General features: G+C 36.6%; 17 protein-coding genes. 2 read left to right on the top strand and 15 right to left on the bottom strand.

All coding sequences use genetic code 11. The annotated features are described in order from the left end of the window. Positions 1-2: 2 nt before the first annotated feature. The 7 genes from coaE to BG05_RS09065 all read right to left on the bottom strand — a co-directional run bounded on the left by coaE (position 3) and on the right by BG05_RS09065 (position 8,001). On the bottom strand, positions 3-605 hold the full coding sequence (gene coaE / locus BG05_RS09095) for a dephospho-CoA kinase (protein WP_003191731.1): 603 nt from the start codon (positions 603-605) through the stop codon (positions 3-5). Between the two features lie 53 nt (positions 606-658). Then, complete coding sequence (gene ytaF / locus BG05_RS09090; protein ID WP_002129352.1) at positions 659-1,291, bottom strand: sporulation membrane protein YtaF; 633 nt, start codon at positions 1,289-1,291, stop codon at positions 659-661. A 72-nt stretch (positions 1,292-1,363) separates the two neighbouring features. Next, positions 1,364-2,194 (bottom strand): DNA-formamidopyrimidine glycosylase, encoded by an 831-nt coding sequence (mutM, locus tag BG05_RS09085; RefSeq protein WP_003191733.1) that lies wholly within the window; start codon positions 2,192-2,194, stop codon positions 1,364-1,366. A 12-nt stretch (positions 2,195-2,206) separates the two neighbouring features. Continuing rightward, on the bottom strand, positions 2,207-4,840 hold the full coding sequence (gene polA, locus BG05_RS09080) for a DNA polymerase I (RefSeq protein WP_033731402.1): 2,634 nt from the start codon (positions 4,838-4,840) through the stop codon (positions 2,207-2,209). 284 nt (positions 4,841-5,124) lie between these two features. Next, the gene (gene phoR, locus BG05_RS09075; RefSeq protein ID WP_002167588.1) at positions 5,125-6,888 is read right to left on the bottom strand and encodes a sensory box histidine kinase PhoR; all 1,764 of its coding nucleotides are present in this window, start codon (positions 6,886-6,888) and stop codon (positions 5,125-5,127) included. Then, positions 6,881-7,600, bottom strand: coding sequence for a two-component system response regulator PhoP (phoP, locus tag BG05_RS09070; protein ID WP_002129355.1), 720 nt, complete (start codon positions 7,598-7,600; stop codon positions 6,881-6,883). The genes phoR and phoP overlap by 8 nt, the downstream gene beginning before the upstream one ends. A 164-nt stretch (positions 7,601-7,764) precedes the next feature. Beyond that, entirely contained in the window at positions 7,765-8,001 is a 237-nt protein-coding gene (locus BG05_RS09065) for a hypothetical protein (RefSeq protein ID WP_002129357.1), read from the bottom strand. 91 nt (positions 8,002-8,092) lie between these two features. On the opposite strand from BG05_RS09065, the gene BG05_RS31840 reads away from it, so the two are divergent. Beyond that, on the top strand, positions 8,093-8,224 hold the full coding sequence (locus tag BG05_RS31840; protein WP_002015487.1) for a hypothetical protein: 132 nt from the start codon (positions 8,093-8,095) through the stop codon (positions 8,222-8,224). 54 nt (positions 8,225-8,278) lie between these two features. On the opposite strand, the gene BG05_RS09060 is transcribed toward BG05_RS31840, so the two are convergent. The 5 genes from BG05_RS09060 to BG05_RS09040 all read right to left on the bottom strand — a co-directional run bounded on the left by BG05_RS09060 (position 8,279) and on the right by BG05_RS09040 (position 13,376). Then, positions 8,279-8,752 (bottom strand): MaoC/PaaZ C-terminal domain-containing protein, encoded by a 474-nt coding sequence (locus tag BG05_RS09060; RefSeq protein WP_002015489.1) that lies wholly within the window; start codon positions 8,750-8,752, stop codon positions 8,279-8,281. Positions 8,753-8,968: 216 nt separating this feature from the next. Further along, positions 8,969-9,907 (bottom strand): malate dehydrogenase, encoded by a 939-nt coding sequence (mdh, locus tag BG05_RS09055; RefSeq protein ID WP_002131240.1) that lies wholly within the window; start codon positions 9,905-9,907, stop codon positions 8,969-8,971. A gap of 19 nt (positions 9,908-9,926) precedes the next feature. Then, a complete protein-coding gene (gene icd / locus BG05_RS09050) occupies positions 9,927-11,219 on the bottom strand; it encodes an NADP-dependent isocitrate dehydrogenase (RefSeq protein ID WP_002088934.1) in 1,293 nt (430 codons plus the stop codon). Between the two features lie 160 nt (positions 11,220-11,379). After that, positions 11,380-12,495, bottom strand: coding sequence for a citrate synthase (citZ, locus tag BG05_RS09045; RefSeq protein WP_012261808.1), 1,116 nt, complete (start codon positions 12,493-12,495; stop codon positions 11,380-11,382). A gap of 419 nt (positions 12,496-12,914) precedes the next feature. Further along, the gene (locus tag BG05_RS09040; RefSeq protein WP_000625507.1) at positions 12,915-13,376 is read right to left on the bottom strand and encodes a DUF441 domain-containing protein; all 462 of its coding nucleotides are present in this window, start codon (positions 13,374-13,376) and stop codon (positions 12,915-12,917) included. A 431-nt stretch (positions 13,377-13,807) separates the two neighbouring features. On the opposite strand from BG05_RS09040, the gene ytvI reads away from it, so the two are divergent. Continuing rightward, positions 13,808-14,926, top strand: coding sequence for a sporulation integral membrane protein YtvI (ytvI, locus tag BG05_RS09035; RefSeq protein WP_002129361.1), 1,119 nt, complete (start codon positions 13,808-13,810; stop codon positions 14,924-14,926). 474 nt (positions 14,927-15,400) lie between these two features. Here the strand turns inward: ytvI and BG05_RS09030 are convergent, their stop codons facing one another. The 3 genes from BG05_RS09030 to pfkA form a co-directional block, all read right to left on the bottom strand. Beyond that, positions 15,401-15,790: an FxsA family protein gene (locus BG05_RS09030; RefSeq protein WP_002129362.1), complete on the bottom strand. Its 390-nt coding sequence runs from the start codon at positions 15,788-15,790 to the stop codon at positions 15,401-15,403. A gap of 232 nt (positions 15,791-16,022) precedes the next feature. Then, the gene (gene pyk, locus BG05_RS09025; protein WP_002015497.1) at positions 16,023-17,780 is read right to left on the bottom strand and encodes a pyruvate kinase; all 1,758 of its coding nucleotides are present in this window, start codon (positions 17,778-17,780) and stop codon (positions 16,023-16,025) included. A 53-nt stretch (positions 17,781-17,833) separates the two neighbouring features. Next, entirely contained in the window at positions 17,834-18,793 is a 960-nt protein-coding gene (gene pfkA, locus BG05_RS09020; RefSeq protein ID WP_002015498.1) for a 6-phosphofructokinase, read from the bottom strand. Between the last annotated feature and the right edge of the window lie 51 nt (positions 18,794-18,844).

The raw sequence follows: 18,844 nt of genomic DNA, 5'->3' as shown, positions 1-18,844 counted from the left end.
TTTTAATCAATAATGTTCCATTCTTTCAAAATAGAAGCTAATTGTGTTTTCGTTCCAGTAATTGTGCCATCATTATAAATTACCTTATCTGCCTTCTTTACTTTTTCTTCTAATGGCATTTGAGATTGAATACGAGCCGTTGCTTCTTCTTCTGAAAAGTTATTTCGTTTCATTAAACGTTCCAATTGCGTATTCGGTGTGACTGCTACAACTAAAACACGATCAACGAGATTTGTTAATTTACTTTCAAACAAAAGAGGGATATCTAACACAACCGCTTGCATACTTTCTTTTATGTACATCTCCTTTTGTGCATTCATTTCTTCACGCACCGCAGGATGAACAATTTCGTTTAACTGCAATCGTTTTTCTTCATTATAAAAAACGACACTCCCAAGCTTTGGTCGATCAAGCTCTCCATCTTTTTGTAACACTTCCGTTCCGAACACCTCTACAATTTTGTTATATGCCGGTTTTCCTCGTTCTACAACTTCTCGCGCAATAATATCTGCATCAATAACCGGTATACTCATTTCACGAAACATTTCTGATACCGTACTTTTTCCGCTTGCAATGCCTCCTGTTAATCCAATTACTACTGTCATAATAATCCTCCTCACAATATTAAAGGCGCGAAACTAATGTTCCACGCCCATACTTACATTTTCCAAATTCCAATAATAATGAGTAATACCCCAGGCAGGAATGTAAATTTTTGTAACCATTTCATATTTGATAAAATCGTACCGAGCTTCATTCCAATAAATAAAAATAAAGAACTCATAACCGCGACTAATACCGCCATCATCGCGGGTGCATAACCTAATAAAGATGCACCAATTCCAGCACCAAACGAATCTATAGAAAGAGCGATACCGAGAAGTAGCGCTTCTCCTGCAGAGATAGTTCCTGATTTATCAAAATCTGCAACAGTCGGCTTCCGCAAAATTTGAATCACTAACCCTAGCGAAGCAATTTCTAGTTTCCAAACCTTTTCCTCTTGCTTCGGTTCTTCTTTTTTATCACTTCGAAAAAATTGATATAATACCCAAATACCTATTCCAATAAGAACAAATCCGCCGATACGCGTTGCGATAACAGGTGAAAATATTTTCGCGATCATATGTCCAATTCCCATGGAAACGAGCATTACAGCTGCTGAACAGATCCCGATAATTATAATTGATCTTAGTGGAATTCTTACGCTCCTTAACCCGTATGTTAGCCCTACACTACAGCTATCTAAGCTTAATGTAAAAGCTAATAAAATAAGAGATAAATAAAGGTACATCGGTAAGCTCCTCCCTTATACATAGCTCTGCTCTATGTATATGACAAATGCCTATCCGATGTTATCCCTTTTCTATATTCTAGGTTGGCAAATTGGGCAGTAATGTGTTCCCCTTCCGCCAACAACTGTTTTTTCTAATAGCGTACCGCAAGTCACACACGGTTCTCCTTTTTTCCCATATACATTTAGAAGTTCCTGGAACGAACCAATTTGTCCTTGTGAATTAATATACGTTCTAATTGTACTTCCGCCTCGCTTAACAGCTTCGCCCAGCGTTGTAACAATCGCCTCGTAAATTCTTTCTATTTCTTCTTCTGTTAAAGATGCAGCTTCTCGTTCTGGGTGAATTTGAGAACGGAATAACACTTCATCTACATATATATTTCCAAGCCCTACTAAAAGACGCTGATCTAATAATACGACTTTTATTTTACGATTTGTTTTTTGCAATCTTTCTTGTAAATACTGCGGTGTCAATTCAGCATCAAATGGCTCCGGGCCTAAGTCAGCAAGAGGCATTTGATTCAACTCTTCACCTTTCTTAAAGAGATGCATCGTACCAAACTTTCTCACATCTTTATAATGTAATTCAGTTCCATCTGTAAATAAGAAACGGACGTGCGTATGTTTATCAATCGGCTCATCCTCTTGATGAAGTAAAAACTTACCTTCCATGCGCAAATGTGAAACAATTACATAGTTCGTTACATACAAAAGCAAAAACTTACCTCTTCGCTTTATATTTTCAATTGTCTCGCCTCTTAGCATTTCTTTAAAAATTTCTACATCATCCGGTCGTTTTACTATTTTGGGATAAGTAATAACGACATCTTCAATCGTTTTTCCTGTTACAAGATTTTCAAGCGTCCGTCTAACGTTTTCAACCTCTGGTAATTCCGGCATTTCATCACGTCCTTATTTCGCATCGTACCAAGTTGGACCGTAAGAATAATCAACTTTCAATGGAACGGCTAGTTCAATTGCATGCTCCATTACTTCAGGTACAAGCTTCTCTAATTTTTCAATTTCTTCTTTTGGTGCTTCAAATATCAATTCATCGTGTACTTGCAGAAGAAGACGCGCTTGTAATCCTTCTTCTTCTAGACGATCTGCCATAATAATCATCGCTTTTTTAATAATATCAGCCGCACTACCTTGAATTGGTGTATTCATAGCTGTACGCTCAGCAAAGCTACGTAAATTGAAATTACGACTCGTAATTTCCGGAATATAACGGCGACGATTTAATAATGTAACCACATATCCTTTTTGTTTCGCATCTTTTACGATTTCATCCATGTATTCTTGTACACCAGGGAAACTTTCTAAATACTTTTCAATAAATTCCGCTGCTGCTTTTCTTGTAATTCCTAAGTTTTGCGAAAGACCATAATCACTAATACCATACACAATTCCGAAGTTAACAGCTTTTGCTTGTCGTCTCATGTTAGATGTTACTTCGTCTTTCCCAACACCAAATACATCCATAGCTGTTTTCGTATGAATATCCATGTCATGTCGGAACGCTTCAACTAACCCTGGATCATTTGCAATGTGAGCAAGCACACGAAGTTCGATTTGTGAATAATCAGCCGCGTACATGATCCATCCTTCTTCTGATGGAACGAATGCCTGACGAATCTTTCTTCCTTCTTCTAAGCGAATCGGGATATTTTGTAAGTTCGGATCTGTTGAACTTAATCGACCTGTTTGCGTTAACACTTGATTAAAACGAGTATGGATTTTAGATGAATCTTCATGTACGACTTTCAATAAACCTTCAATGTAAGTTGAATTTAGCTTTCCTAATTGACGGTAATGTAAAATATTTGGAATAATTTCATGACGATCCATAAGTTTATCTAATACATCCGCCGACGTAGAATAACCTGTTTTCGTCTTTTTAATAACTGGTAAGTTTAAATTCTCAAACAGAATAACCCCAAGTTGCTTCGGTGAATTAATATTAAATTCTGTTCCCGCAAGCTTATAAATTTCCTGTTCCATTTCCTTTAATCTACCTGCAAGTTCTTCTCCCATATTACGAAGACGCTCCGTATCAACTTTTACACCTTTCACTTCCATATCAGCTAATACACGTGCAAGTGGTAATTCTAATTCCGTAAATAATTCATATTGCTCGTTCTTTTTTAATTCTTCTAAGAACGTTTGCTTTACATCATATAATACATGCACTTTACGAGCTACATGCTCCGCTACTACCTCTAGCTCCGGAACAGCACGCTTCGCACCTTTCCCGTAAACTTCTTCGTCAGATTTTACGGCATGCGTTTCTTTCATTTTCGCTACAGTACGGAAATCTTTATCTGTATCGGCTGGATCAAGTAAATAAGCGGCAATTAATAAATCAAAGTCAATCCCTTGAATATCTACACCTTTCCACTTGAGAGCAACGATAGCACGCTTCGCATCAAATGTATGTTTTCTCATTTCTCCATTTGCAAGCCACTCTTTAAAAGCATCCGATTTAAGAGCAACATCGGCTGGAATGAAGTAACAACCATTTTCATTTTGAATACCAAAACCTTGAATATCGGCTTTATGATAATTATCTTCTTGCACTTCAACAATAAGCGCACTATCTTGCTGAAGCATTTCTTCTGTAACTTCTTCTACAATATCAAATGTAATATCATCTAATTCGGCTGGAGCCGTTTCCTCCGGCGTAACACCTAACTTATTTAAAAGGGATGTAAATCCTAAATTCTCGAACATTGGAATCAAATCGCTTGGTTCATACCCTTTATATTCCATATCATCTACATGCACAGTAATCGGTGCGTCTGTAATAATAGTCGCAAGTTCTTTACTCATAAGAGCTTGTTCTTTATTCGCTTCTAACTTTTCTTTTAATTTCTTTCCACTCACTTGATCTAAGTTTTCATATACTGCTTCTACTGTTTCAAATTGCGTTAATAATTTAATGGCTGTCTTCTCACCAACACCTGGTACACCTGGAATGTTATCCGATTGGTCTCCCATTAAACCTTTCATATCGATAATTTGCTTTGGTGATAAGCTATATTTCTCAAATAAAGCTTCTTTCGTATATTCATCTACCTCCGTAATCCCTTTGCGAGGAATACATACGAGTGTATTATCTGAAACAAGTTGCAGTAAATCTTTATCTCCTGAAATAACTTTAACATGAAACCCTTGCTCACTCGCTTCTTTCGCTAACGTTCCCATAATGTCATCCGCTTCATAATTTTCCAGCTCATAACGCGGTACATTGAATGCATCAAGCACCTCACGAATAAACGGGAATTGCTCTGATAACTCAGGTGGAGTCTTTTGACGCCCTCCCTTGTAATCACTATACGTTTTATGACGGAATGTTGTTTTCCCCGCATCAAACGCCACAAGCATATGCGTCGGTTTTTCTTCCTCTAGTATCCTCATTAACATCATTGTAAAACCATAAATTGCGTTCGTATGTATACCTTTGTCGTTATTTAAAAGCGGTAGTGCAAAGAAAGCACGATACGCGATATTATTACCATCTACTAATACGACTTTTTTTTCCAAACTACAAACCTCCCCATACATATTTGAAACGATTTTTCCCACAGAAAAAAACCGTTCCTGTCCTCTCTCTATATTAACATGACTAATAGAGAGAAGAAAAATAACGGTTTTTTTCTATCATATATAAACAGACTTACATTGGCATAAAGGGAAGTGACGAGAATAGCATAACTACTCTCGTCCAAAATTACTCCTTGGATGAAGGGGTTTTCATATATTATATTAACAGAGCTTTATTAATATTTAATTAAGCCATTGTTAATATATTGTAAATATCCTTCATCCTATTTTTCAGTAGCTGATTTTGGTAAAACAACTGTAAATGTTGTTCCTTCCCCAACCTCACTATCCACTGTAATCGTACCTTGATGCGCTTCAACTAAATGTTTTACAATTGATAAACCAAGACCCGTTCCACCCGTATTTCTACTTCTTGCTTTATCCACTCGGTAAAAGCGTTCAAAAATACGTGGGATTTCCTCTTTACTAATACCAATTCCAGTATCAGATACTTTTATATAAGCATTATATTTATCTTCTGCCAATTCAACAGAAACAACGCCTCCAGCCGGTGTGTATACAATCGCGTTATTAATTAAATTAATAAAGATTTGTTTCAAGCGACCTGGATCCCCAATGACAGAGACACGTTTTAATGCATTCACTTGTAAAGAGATTTCTTTTTCTCCCGCTTTATTATCAAGCACCATATGAATATCTTCAAGAAGTTCCTTCATATCAACGGTCCCCATATTTAGTTTAAACCCTTGTTGCTCAATCTTTGACAAGTCTAATAAATCTTCAATTAATCCTTGCATGCGTTCACTTTCTTTTAAAATAATATGTAAGAAATGTTCGCAGAATTTTTTATTATCCATAGCCCCATCCAAGAGCGTTTCTGAAAAACCTTTAATAGAAGTAATTGGCGTCTTTAGTTCATGAGAAACATTCGCTAAAAAGTCTTTTCTCATTTGTTCTAATTTCTTTAACTCTGTTATGTCATGGAACACAAGAACAATACCTTTCCATTCATGGTTCGTCCCAATAATTGGCGCTCCATATACTTCGAAATGCTTTCGCTCAATTCCAAGCGGCAATAACATTTGTTTACGCACTTTCACTTCTGTCATAAAGATTTCTTCCACAAGCTCAATAATTTCTGTATGATGAAACGATTCATAATATAAGCGATCTAAATATTCTTCATCTGTTACGTGGAAAGTTTCCTTATAAGAACGGTTTACAAGGTTTATATAACCGCGGCTATCAATTAAAATCATTCCACTTCCCATATTTTCAATTAACGTATGCAGACGATCCTGTTGCATTTCCTGCTCAAGAGTCATCTCTTGTAAATTACGAGCTAAAATATTAATCGCTTTACTCAGCATCCCTGTTTCATCCGAATGACTTTCATAAGCGCGTGCTTTATAATTTCCCTTCGCTAATTCAATGGCAACTTTCGTAACCGATTCAATCGGCCTAATATATTGCCCCGTAATTTTCATACCTAAAAATACGACTACGAGACAAGCGATAACAAATCCTATAATTAATAATCCCCACGTTTTTTGATGTACGTCTTTCAATGGCTCAATTGTACTTTTCACCAAAATATATCCTTGTTTTCCTGCTAGATCTTGAACGAACACCGCATGATAAAATTCATTCTTTTGATCTGTTTCTTGCGTAATCACTTTACTTCGTTGTTTTGCTGCTTCAGAAGAAAGTTCTTTAATCATCTCTTGATTAAATGCAGATGGTTGCCCTCCGCTATATTGAACTTTCTTTTTTTCATCAACAAATATAATAGAAGCTGGTATTTTTTCTTCTAACTTTTCAAATACATAAGGCTTTTTTAAAACAGCATCAAACCCTTGCTCTTCTGCTAATACCGCAACATACTGTGTCTCTTTTATCATTCTCTCTTTAGCATGATCTATATAGTAGTTTTCAAATACAGTTTCTAATAATACACCTAGTCCAACTAAAATAAAAACGATAAGAGAAACAAATGTAAAAAGAAGCCTGGAACGAAACTTATTCATCCACTTTTGGCTCCTCTAATTTATAACCTAAACCACGTATCGTTTTAATGTACGTCGGTTTTTTCGTATTTTGTTCAATTTTATCGCGCAAATGGCTAATATGGACATCAACAATTCTTGTATCACCGGCAAAATCATAATTCCATACAGCACTTAATAATTGGTCACGAGTTAATACACGACTTTTATTTTTCGCAAGATAAACAAGTAACTCAAATTCTTTCGGTGTTAATTCCAGTTTCCTTCCTTGGAAGTACGCTTCATAAAACTCCGGTAAAATTTTAAGCTCTCCAATTTTGATGCTCTCTTCATCTGGCGATTCTGAAACTTGTTCTTCCTGCTGTAATTTCGTACGGCGCAAAATCGCCTTCACACGAGCAACAACTTCCCTTGGACTAAATGGCTTCGTCATATAATCATCAGCCCCAAGCTCAAGACCTAGCACCTTATCAAATTCATCATCTTTTGCTGTTAACATTAAAATCGGCGTCATAATACGCTGCAATCGTAATTCTTTACAAACTTCCATACCATCCATTTTTGGAAGCATTAAATCTAATATAATTAAATCTGGGCGTTCTGTAGTCGCTTTTTGAAGCGCCATTTCTCCATCCATTGCTGTAATAACTTCAAACCCAGCTTGTTGTAAATTAAATTCAATTAAAGTTAAGATAAATTCCTCATCATCAACTACTAAAATACGATTGTTCATTCTTTTCCTCCAAGTTATAGACTTGAAACCTTCTTCATCCTAGTATTTTCCCCGTTATTCTCATCATACTAGAAAACAAGGTCTCCCTCAATATAATTGTCTATTCATGGAGCTCGTTTGTACTAGAGTTTCGGAAAATAAAAGCAATCGTAACTTCATTCCCTCTATCCGGTCGCTATCCAAACTTTATAGATGAATCTGTCTTTTTTAAACTCTTCTTCCGTATGAACTATAAACTCTCGATTTTGCGCTAGGAAAAACGAAAGAGCATACGCTATTTTATAATCTGGTGTTTCATATCCATCAAATACTTTCCCGTACATTTCATTTGCGATTGAATCGGCCCATACTTCAGCTTCTCTTATCGTTTCAAAGATAACGTCTTCTCTTTTCCACTTCATCTAAAAAAATCTCCCCCTTAATTGACTTCAATTACCAATAATCATATTATTAATTTAAATATATAAATAAATTTGATAAAAGGGGGCTATTATGCGAATATTACTACCTATTTTAACTTTAGTAGTAACATGTTTCCTTACTTTTAACGTACCTAGCTGGGATACGATTAAAACAGGTTGTTCAGAATTTGCTGAAGGGTTCAAAGAAGGATTTTTCAACTAAAATAGCGCTAGCCCCTTATAAAAGGTATGCTAGCGCTATTCATATTTTCATATTTTAAAAATTATCTAATGCTTTTTCCATAATGGAAACAGATTTAAAAGGTGGTGTTACTGTTAATGAACCTTTTACAACAGTTTCTCCTTTTTCATCATGAGCAAATACAAGCATATCAATTGTATGTTCCTCCTCTGAAACAGCCACAACTTCAAAGTGGATTTGTAACGTTTCATAATGGTGAACATGTTTCACGAACGTAAGGTCCTTCCTAGTAATATGACTACCTGGACCTGGTAAATATTTCGTAACCGCCGTTGTAATCAGTCCCGTTAGCATAATGCTTGGGACAATCGGCTTTTCATACGGAGTTTGGGATGCGTAATCATGCTGAATATATAATGGATTGGCATCATTCGTTAACCCTAAGTACAATAACAAATCTTTATCCTCAATTTTTTCAGTGATAGATAATTTCTCTCCTACTGTAATTTCATCCATTCTACGACCAATTTGAACTTTTTTCTTTAACATGTTACAACCCCCTCCGATTTTTTCACCTTATTATCCTACTAAAAGCGATACCTTATCCGAAATTTACTGTGATGAGGGCAATGTATAGTATAAGTCTATAGTTTCATTATAGGATACACCAAATGATAGCGTTTTCATATTATTTCAAAAAAACATTTCAATATATAGTAGAAAAAGATTCGGGGCCCCGAATCTTTTTCCACTTATATTTAATTATTAAACAAGAACTTTCATAACGTTACGTACAGATTCTACAGAGCGATCTAACGCTTCTTTCTCATCTGCAAGAAGTTCTAATTCAATAATTTTTTCAATTCCGTTACCACCTAGAATTACTGGTACCCCTAAGTAAAGGTCACTATAACCATATTCACCTTCAAGGTACGCAATAGCTGGTAATACACGGCGTTGATCTTTCAAGATCGCTTCTGTCATTTCAACTAAAGAAGCTGCTGGTGCGTAATATGCACTACCGTTTCCTAATAAGCCTACAATCTCACCGCCACCTTTACGTGTACGTTCTACGATTGCTTCTAAACGCTCTTTTGGAATTAATGTTTCTAACGGAATGCCACCTGCATAGGAATAGCGTACAAGAGGTACCATATCGTCACCATGTCCACCAAGAACAAATCCTGTAATGTCTTTCACAGAAAGGTTTAACTCTTGTGAAATAAATGTACGGAAACGAGCTGTATCTAATACACCCGATTGACCGATAACACGCTCTTTCGGGAATCCTGCTTCTTTAAATACAGAATATGTCATTGCATCAACTGGATTTGTTAATACAAGAATAATCGCATTTGGTGAATGTTTCGCAATGTCGCGCGTAATACTTTTCATAATTTTAGAGTTTGTTGCTACTAAGTCATCACGGCTCATACCAGGCTTACGCGCAATACCTGCTGTAATAACGACAACGTCAGAATCAGCAGTATCTGCGTAATCAGATGTACCAATAATGTTAGCATCAAAACCTTGTACTGGGCTCGCTTCTAACATATCTAACGCTTTCCCTTTTGTTGGATTTTCCAGCTGTGGAATGTCCACTAATACAACATCTGCAAGTTCTTTTTGTCCTAATAAGAATGCTGTTGTTGCTCCTGTAAATCCTGCACCGATGACTGAAACTTTCTTGCGTTTGATTGTCATAATTTACCCCCCGCTTTAATTATGCGTTTTTGATTATCGCTACATCCATGTTTTTAATAAGTTCATTAGCGAACTCAGAACATTTCACTTCTGTTGCACCTTCCATTAAGCGTGCGAAATCATAAGTTACTACTTTTGATTCAATTGTTTTCTCAACTGAATCAGTTACTAAATTCGCAGCTTCGTTCCATCCTAAGTGCTCTAATAATAATACACCAGAAAGAAGAACTGAAGATGGGTTTACTTTATCTAAACCTGCATATTTTGGAGCTGTACCATGTGTAGCTTCAAAGATAGCATGTCCAGTCACATAGTTAATGTTTGCACCAGGTGCAATACCAATTCCACCTACTTGTGCAGCAAGTGCATCAGAGATGTAGTCTCCGTTTAAGTTCATTGTTGCAACAACATCAAACTCACGTGGACGAGTTAAAATTTGTTGTAAGAAGATGTCTGCAATAGAATCTTTTACGATGATTTTCCCAGCCACTTCTGCGTCTGCCATCGCTTTATTCGCTGCATCTTTTCCATCTTTTTCAACAATGCGATCATATTCAGCCCAAGTAAATACTTTGTCGCCGAATTCTTGTTCAGCTACTTCGTAACCCCAGTTTTTGAAAGCACCTTCTGTAAATTTCATAATGTTTCCTTTATGAACTAATGTAACAGAAGAGCGTTTTTCGTTAATTGCATATTGAATTGCAGCGCGAACAAGACGCTTTGTCCCTTCCTCTGAAATTGGTTTAATACCAATCCCTGATGTTTCTGGGAAGCGGATTTTATTAACACCCATTGCTTCTTTTAAGAAAGCAAGAACTTTTTCTGCTTCTGGAGAACCTTGTGCATATTCAATTCCAGCGTAAATGTCTTCTGTATTTTCACGGAAAATAACCATATCAGTATCTTCCGGACGTTTTACAGGTGAAGGAACACCTTCAAAGTAACGAACTGGACGTAGACATACATATAAATCTAATTCTTGACGAAGCGCAACGTTTAGAGAACGAATACCACCACCAACTGGAGTTGTAAGTGGACCTTTAATTGCGATTAAATATTCACGAATTAAATTTAAAGTCTCTTCTGGTAACCACTCGCCTGTTTGGTTGAATGCTTTTTCCCCTGCAAGCACTTCTTTCCAAACGATTTTCTTCTCACCATCATAAGCTTTTTCAACTGCTGCTTCTATTACGCGAGATGCTGCAGCCCAAATATCAGGACCAATTCCATCTCCTTCGATAAATGGAATAATCGGATTGTTTGGTACATTCATAACACCATTAGTTACAGTAATTTTTTCACCTGTCGTCAATGTGATAACCCCCATGTTTGAAATTTCATATGTATGAAACTGAGGGAATAACCCCTCAGTTCAAACCGTTAGTCAAATTTAAATATTCTAATCATTACATCTTCCCAAAAAAATCAGACTTTTGAAAGCGTATTTTCACTATCAAAATAGTGTTTTTCGCTTATCGTTGCGCTAGCGGAACGTACACTTGATGTGTCGGTCCATCATAATCAGCACGCGGACGGATTAAACGGTTGTTTTCATATTGTTCTAGAATATGAGCTAACCAGCCTGACATACGGCTAATTGCAAAGATAGGTGTAAATAAGTCATGGTCAATTCCTAAACAATGGTATACAGAAGCTGAATAGAAATCAACATTTGGTGGAAGACCTTTTTCTTTTGTTACAATGTCTTCAATTTTGATAGACATATTATACCATTTGTCTTCTCCTAAAAGCACGCATAATCTCTTAGACATTTCGCGTAAGTGTTTCGCGCGTGGATCACCATGCTCATATACGCGATGACCAAATCCCATAATTTTCACTTTATTTTGAAGAGCATTATGAATATATGATTCTACATTTTCTTCTTCGCCAATTTCAGTTAACATCTTCATTACATTTTCATTTGCCCCGCCGTGAAGAGGACCTTTTAATGCACCGATTGCTGCTGTAATACCAGAATACACATCTGAAAGTGTAGCTACGCAAACACGTGCAGTAAATGTAGAAGCGTTTAACTCATGATCGGCATGAAGTACAAGTGCCTTATCAAAAGCCTCAATTTCAACTTCATTTGGCTCACGATCATTTAACATGTACAAGAAGTTTGCAGCTAATGATAGATCTTTTCTTGGCTCAACAACATCTAAACCTTTGCGAATTCTTGCATAAGCCGCAATTAAAGTTCCGACTTGAGCCTGTAATTTAACCGCTTTCAAATAATTAGACTTTCCATCCATTATTTCAGCGCTCTCATCATATAATGATAGCATGGAAATCGCAGTTCGTAAAACCGACATCGGGTGCGCGATTTTTAAATCTACTTGTTTCAAATATGTTAAAACCTCACCTGGTACCTTATAGTATTCAGATACTGTCCCACTAAATTCCGCTAGTTCTTTTTCGTTAGGAAGCTTGCGGTGCCATAATAAGTACACTACTTCTTCGAACGTAGCATTCTCAGCTAAATCATCAATATTATACCCAACATAAGTTAATGTATCATCAATAATAGAGCTCACAGATGATGTTGTTGCTACTACCCCTTCTAAACCTCGAATAACAGTCATGACATTCTCTCCTTTTCCTGAAAATTCTCCCAACCTTGCTCCTTATATCTATTTGCTCCCCTTATAAATTATGAACGCTCGTTCACTCTTTAGGCAAGCAAAATGCACGTTCATGCAAATTTATTGCGATGTTCCCCTCTTTTTGTCCATTGCTTACATGGAAAGCATGAGCGTGAATGTCTCCCCGAATCCTCACGCTCAGAACAACAAGTTAGTGAGGAAAATGAATTCCGAAGAGTTTATGATAAAAACAACATAAAACAATATCATTATAAAATTGTTTTATGTTGTTTTTATTTTATCTGGTGTAAAGTCTCTGCTGTTATGTAACTTTTCAAAGTTTCTAATCCTATTATAAACAATTATCTGACTTTTGTGAACAGAAAGAATTCAAAAATTTTATATTACTATAAAATTCCTTATTTAAACATCTGTATAATACTCATAACTGCATAGGCAATTCCAGCCCCAATTAATGGACCTACAGCGACTCCATTAAATAAAGCTACAGCTATAATTGTCCCAAAAACAAGTGCGGTTGTAATATGTGGGTCCGTCGTCAATAATTGTACGCCGCCTTTCGCTAACAAAGCGACCGCCACACCTGAGGCTAAAGCAATCCATGCATAATACGATTTCGCTGCTTCTCCGAGTTGTTTAAAGCCTATTTCCCCTGTCGCAATCGGTACGAGCACTGCTATTGTAATGACTGTTACACCAAGGTTAATCCCTTTCGTTTGTAGATAAGGAAAGACTTTATCTCCTAAAAACGTAAATTTCAATAAGAATAACACTCCAATAGCTACAGTAAGCGATTGGTTTTTAGCAATAAGTCCTATAATAAGTAGTATGAATAAAAATAACGTTGACTGACTAATCATGTTTGCACTTCCTTTCTGAAAATAATGAACTCGCTTCCAAACAAAAATACCTTTAAACCTATCGTTATACATGCTATATCGATGCGTATTTACCAATTATAATAAAGAAACAAATTGATTTTCATGCGCATTTCAAAATTACAAACAAGACTTTAACCAGAAAAAAATAAAGCATGCATATACATTTAAAAGCGGATGTCTCTCCTTTCTTTTATAATAAGAAACAGGTAAAATAAAAAGGAGAGAAAATGAAGTTTTTACCATATAGTAGAAGCATCACCAACAAGCTTCTGTAGTCATTAATCCGCTGCAGAAGCAGGCTAAATCCATCATTCCACTATAACATAAAGTGAAACTTTGATCAGTGAATCTCACTAGTTATAAGTTGAACGAATTAGGATAATCCAAATTGGAATGGGAGGTATACATCTTTGAACCGAAACTTACTATATATGATATTACGACTCATATTTGTCATTGTAGCAACGGTAGTTGGGTTCTATGCATTGCTGTACATGTCAGGTCTTATCTACCCTTTTATTATCGCTTTTGCATTCGCTTATTTGATTAATCCTGTCGTCAATTTCCTTAATCAAAAACTACAATTCCCTCGCGCATTAGCGGTACTCGTTAGCTTAATTCTCGTATTCGGAGCTATCGTTGGACTTGTTACATACCTTGTAACTGAAGCAATATCTGCCACAACGTACTTACTACAAATTGTTACAGTTAAGTTTCCAGATATCGTTGCATTCGCCCAACAATTTGCACTTAATCATATTATGCCTCTCTATGATGATTTAATCTCTAAATTTAATCATCTCGGAGAACCACAGCGATACACTATTACACAAAACATTCAAAACTTAGGCACCGAAGCAACGACACAAATGAAAGAACTTTTAACCGCCATTATAAGTGGGTTAACAAATTTCATTAGTGCATTACCAACAACTTTAACTGTCCTTGTCTTCGTCTTATTAGCCACCTTCTTCATTAGTTACGATTGGCACCGTCTTGCTCATAAAGTAAGAAAACTTCTACCTAATCGTTTGCATGGATACGGAAAAACTATTTTTGTCGATTTAAGAAAAGCTTTGTTTGGTTTTGTTAAAGCGCAACTTACACTCGTATCTATGACAACTATCATTGTACTAATCGGCCTTTTAATATTACGCGTGCCATACGCAATTACTATCGCGATTATTACAGGGGTTGTAGATTTACTCCCGTATTTAGGAACTGGAGCCGTCTTCGTTCCTTGGGTTATATACGTATTTTTCACAGGCGATACTGCATTCGCCATCGGTCTTCTCATCCTATACATCGTCGTGATTGTCCAAAGACAAATCATGGAGCCAAAAGTACTTTCATCTAATATTGGACTAGATCCATTAGCGACACTCATCGCTCTATTTGTCGGCTTTAAGCTCTTTGGTTTTTTAGGATTAATCATCGGTCCAGTCATATTAGTACTACTTAATACATTACACAAAGCTCATGTATTCCACGACTTATGGAAATTCATTAAGGGTTCACCATCAAAATAATATTTCCTAATTCATACACAATAAAAAATCAACTGTAATCAGTGGGAAATTCCCACTGATTACTCACTGTACTTTTTTGTACTACCTACATCTATAAGAGAATTTCCTAAAAAAGGATAATCCTCTTGTTTTTTTGCATAAAAACGCATATTTTAGGACGAAAATACATTTTTATTCTATATATTTTATAATTATTACTTACATTTATTACTTTTTATGTAAACGAATAAATATACAAAACGAGGCAGATGAACCCTTTAATCAGTAATTTTTCTTCTCCTGTCTAACTTCTGCTCACTAGTCGAATCTTACTACAAGCAAAAAACAGCATCCTAATGTAACACTTTTCATTCACAAGAACCCTCTGCATCCTATCGCTTAATAACTAACAAAAATCCAACCCGAGCAGGAAGCTAACGATTGACTATAAATAGCAAATAAAAAAATAACGCGTAGATCGCTATAATCTACGCGTTATTTCTGAACAATAATAGTAGTTCTCTTTCTAAATTTCCAATCAATCCACTTCATAACAGCCGGCTTCAATAAAGCCCTCGTTATAGGAACAACAAAGATAAAACCTATTATATCCGTCACATATCCAGGCAGTACTAAAAGAATACCTCCTACGAATATAAAAATACCATTTAGAACCGCATCACCCGGCATTTCTCCTCTATTTAGCCTAAATTGAATCTCTCTAAGTACTTTAAACCCTTGTCGTTTCGCCAAATATACACCCACAATACCCGTAAATACAATCATAGCGAACGTAGACCATAAACCTATTACATGACTCGATCCTATTAACACCGTAATCTCAATCGCCGGCACTAAAATAAGTAAGAACAGTAACCACTTCATAGCTCGCACTCCTTCATATTTCATTTAAAAGTTTTGAAAGTATCACCCTTGCAAAACCCCTTATAAGCCCCTTAAAACGCTCATACAAGCTTCATAAAGGACAAATAACCCTCTTCCACTAAACATTATAATAAACGTTTTTCAAAGCGATTTCAGGTATTTAAAGCTATCTCTATCCTTTTTTGTGTAAAAAAAAAGAGAAGGACTCCGATCCTTCTCTCCGTATTACTTCTTATAGCACTTCCGCATGTCCATTATAAACAATTCCGCGTGCTGCATCAACTGTTACTTCTTGGCCATTTTTTAAAGTTGTTGTTACGCCGTTTACACCAACGATAACAGGAATACCGATTGATACACCTACAACAGCTGCATGGCTTGTTAGACCGCCTTCTTCTACAACTAGAGCAGCAGCTTTTTCAATTGCAGGAATCATATCTTTATCTGTGCTTGTTGTAACAAGGATATCACCTTTGTTTACGTTCGCTACAGCTTCAGCAGCTGTTTTCGCTACAACCACTTTACCTTTTGCAGATTTACGACCGATTCCTTGCCCTTTAGCAACTTTTTCACCAACAACGTGGATTTTCATTAAGTTTGTTGTACCAGTTTCAGCAACTGGAACACCAGCAGTGATTACTACAGTATCTCCAAGTCCGATTAGACCCGCATCCATACCTGTTTGAATTGCTGTATCTAACATTTCGTCAGTAGAAGCTGCACGTTTCTCAGACATAAATGCTTGAACACCCCAAACAAGTGCAAGACGACGTCCTACTTGCTCGTCAGATGTTACAGCTACGATTGGAGATTTCGGACGGTATTTAGAGATCATTTTCGCAGTATGTCCACTTTCTGTTGGAGCTACGATTGCAGCTACATCAAGAGCAAGTGCTGTGTGCGCAACAGATTGGCTAATTGCATCTGTAATTGTTGGTGTGAACTCTTTAATACGTTTTTTGAACATATCTTCATATTGTAATGATTTTTCAACACGTACCGCAATGTTAGCCATCATTGTTACAGCTTCTACAGGGTATTGACCCGCAGCAGTTTCACCTGAAAGCATGATTGCATCTGTTCCATCGAAGATTGCGTTTGCTACGTCACTTGCTTCCGCACGAGTTGGACGTGGGTTACGTTGCATAGAATCTAACATTTGTGTTGCAGTAATAACTGGTTTGCCTAATACGTTACATTTTTTGATTAGACGTTTTTGTACTAATGGTACTTCTTCTGGTGGAATTTCTACACCCATATCACCACGAGCAACCATTAAACCGTCAGAAACTTCTAAGATTGAATCGATGTTGTCGATACCTTCTTGATTTTCGATTTTTGGTACGATTTGGATGTATTGAGCGTTATGCCCTTCTAATAATTCACGAATTTCTAATACATCAGATGCTTTACGTACGAAAGATGCTGCGATGAAATCAACTTTTTGCTCGATACCGAAAACGATATCTTGCACGTCTTTTTCAGTGATACCAGGAAGCTTAATGCTTACGTTTGGTACGTTAACACCTTTTTTATTTTTTACAGTTCCGCTGTTTAATACTTTTGTACGGATGTTTCCGTCAGCTTTCTCGATTACTTCTAGTTCGATAAGACCGTCATCGATTAGAATACGAGAACCTGGATCAACATCATCATAAAGACCAGCATAAGATACAGAGAACTTCTCTGCAGTTCCTAATACTTGTTCAGTAGAAAGAATTACTTCTGCACCTGTTACAAGCTCAGCTTGTCCGTCTACGAAGTCATGTGTACGGATTTCTGGACCTTTTGTATCAAGTAAGATACCAACTGTTTTACCAGTTTTCTTTGAAGCTTCACGAATATTTTTAATACGAGCTCCATGCTCTTCATGGCTACCATGAGAGAAGTTTAAACGAGCAACGTTCATACCCGCTTCCATTAATTGCTCTAATTTCTCAATACTTTCACTAGCAGGACCTATAGTACATACAATTTTAGTTTTACGCATATTGCACCTCCGAAAATTATGAAACCGTTCCCAAATACAAGGCATTAAGCCGATTAGATAGATAATTCTTTAGATAATTGATACATATCTTTATCGATTGTATGCTTTTGAGCTAACGCTTCGATAATGTCATGATCAACAAGTTTATTATTTTGAATACCAACACAACGTCCGCCATTACCAGCAATTAATAATTCAACTGCTCTTGCGCCAAGACGACTAGCTAATACACGGTCTTGTGCACTTGGTGATCCACCACGTTGTACGTGACCTAATACAGTTACACGAGTATCAAAGCTTGTTGCTTCTTCAATGTGCTTACCGATGTCAATTGCACTTCCAACACCTTCAGCTACAACGATAATACTGTGCTTTTTACCACGTTCACTACCGCGTTTCAGACGAGAGATAACATCTTCCATGTCATACTTTTCTTCTGGAATTAAGATAGTTTCTGCACCATCAGCTAAACCAGCCCATAATGCGATATCTCCAGCGTGACGTCCCATTACTTCAATAACATATGTACGTTCATGAGATGTAGCTGTATCACGGATTTTATCAATTGCATCAATAACAGTATTTAAAGCTGTATCAAAACCAATTGTGAAGTCTGTTCCAGGGATATCATTGTCGATTGTACCTGGTACACCTACACATGGGAATCCTTGCTCAGTTAATTTTTTTGCGCCTTGGTACGAACCATCTCCACCAATAACGACAAGTCCTTCAATACCATGTTTCTTTAATTGCTCGATTCCTTTTAGTCGTACTTCTGGGTCTTTAAACTCAGGACATCTTGCTGTATATAATTTTGTACCACCACGGTGGATAATATCGCCAACAGAACCAAGTTCTAATTTTTCAATATGACCAGAAATTAAACCAGCGTATCCATGGTAAATACCATATACTTCAATATCATGGAAAATCGCTTTACGAACAACTGCACGAATGGCAGCATTCATACCAGGTGAATCTCCACCACTTGTTAATACACCAATACGTTTCATTTGTACTCACCTCATAAAGATTATTTGCCTTATAATAAAATAACACGAAAA

The organism is Bacillus mycoides (assembly GCF_000832605.1).
Taxonomy (GTDB): Bacteria; Bacillota; Bacilli; order Bacillales; family Bacillaceae_G; genus Bacillus_A; species Bacillus_A mycoides.
Note: the sequence above shows the minus strand (reverse complement) of the source record. Positions and strands in the feature narration are given on the sequence as shown.